General features: G+C 57.7%; 2 protein-coding genes. Both read right to left on the reverse strand.

The genetic code is table 11. The features are described 5' to 3' along the window. The coding region (gene cydX / locus ACXJ5O_RS27260) for a cytochrome bd-I oxidase subunit CydX (RefSeq protein WP_457302638.1) at positions 1-120 on the reverse strand (120 nt) is incomplete at its 3' end. A gap of 15 nt (positions 121-135) precedes the next feature. Beyond that, on the reverse strand, positions 136-1,290 hold the full coding sequence (gene cydB, locus ACXJ5O_RS27265) for a cytochrome d ubiquinol oxidase subunit II (RefSeq protein WP_457302639.1): 1,155 nt from the start codon (positions 1,288-1,290) through the stop codon (positions 136-138). Positions 1,291-1,293 lie beyond the last annotated feature (3 nt).

The raw sequence follows: 1,293 nt of genomic DNA on the forward strand, positions 1-1,293 counted from the left end.
CTCCTTCTCTGCCGTTTTCTTTCTGGATTTGTCGTCTTCCACCAGTTCGTACCACATCGCATTCAGTACAGCGAAGGCGGCGGCGAAAGGCAGTCCGAGAAGCCAGGCGAAATACCACATGTTCTTGTCCTTTCGTTAGTAAGCGTGACCGCTCTCGTCGTTGATCGTGTCCTCGTCGACCTTGCCCCAAAGGACGTGGTAGACCCAGCTCGTATAGGCGACGATCAGCGGAATGAAGATCACCGTAACAACCAGCATGATGAACAGGGTCAAATGGCTCGACGATGCGTCCCACACGGTCAGGCTGGATCTCGGATCGAGCGAAGAGGGGAGGATAAATGGAAACATCGAAACGCCCACTGTCGAGATGATGCCGAAGATCGACAGGGCGCTCGAAAGGATCGTCGCGATCTCCCATCTTGCTCTCAGCCCGATAAACGCGCCAGCCGCGCCAATGAAGCCAAATAGCGGAGCCAGGAGAAGCACCGGATAGTTGCCATAATTGGCAAACCATGCGCCGCTTTCTTCAACGACGGTTTTCATAAGGGGGTTCGACGCGCCTGTAGGGTCAATAGGGCTGGTTATGCGGTAGCCGCCGACTCCGGCCCATACCCACAGCCCGGCAAGGCTGAACAGGATGATGGTGATCAGTGCCGCAACGCCGCCATACCTGCGGGCACGGTCCGCCACGGGTCCCGAAGTCTTCAGCGCCAGCCACGCGCCGCCATGCATGACCAGCATGGCGACCGAGATGAGTCCGCACAGCAGCGCAAACGGGTTCAACAGGCCGAAGAACGAACCTTCGTAGAAGATGCGAAGGTCGTTGTTGAAACGGAAGGGAACGCCCTGCAAAACATTGCCCATAGCCACACCGAAGATCAGCGCCGGCACAAAGCCGCCAATGAACAAGGCGCAATCCCAGGCAGCGCGCCACGTGTCGCTATCGCGCTTCGACCGGTACTTGAAACCGACGGGGCGCAGGATAAGCGATGCCAGTATGACGAACATGGCGAGATAGAAGCCCGAAAAGGATACCGCATAGAGCGGCGGCCAGGCGGCAAAGATCGCTCCGCCAGCAACGATGAGCCAGACCTGGTTGCCTTCCCAGATCGGGCCGATCGTGTTGATGACGATACGCCGTTCCATATCGGTTTTTGCGACGAACGGCAGCAGCGTACCGGTGCCGAGGTCGAAGCCGTCGGTGATGGCGAAGCCGATCAGGAGGACGCCGATCAGCAGCCACCAGATCACGCGCAAGGTTTCATAATCGATAAATTGATGCAGGATCATGAT

This window comes from Phyllobacterium sp. P5_D12, assembly GCF_054049495.1.

What these genes read in the sequence shown, in the direction of transcription:
- cydB (WP_457302639.1), bottom strand. Translation starts at nt 1,290, where the DNA reads ATGATCCTGCATCAATTTATCGATTATGAAACCTTGCGCGTGATCTGG.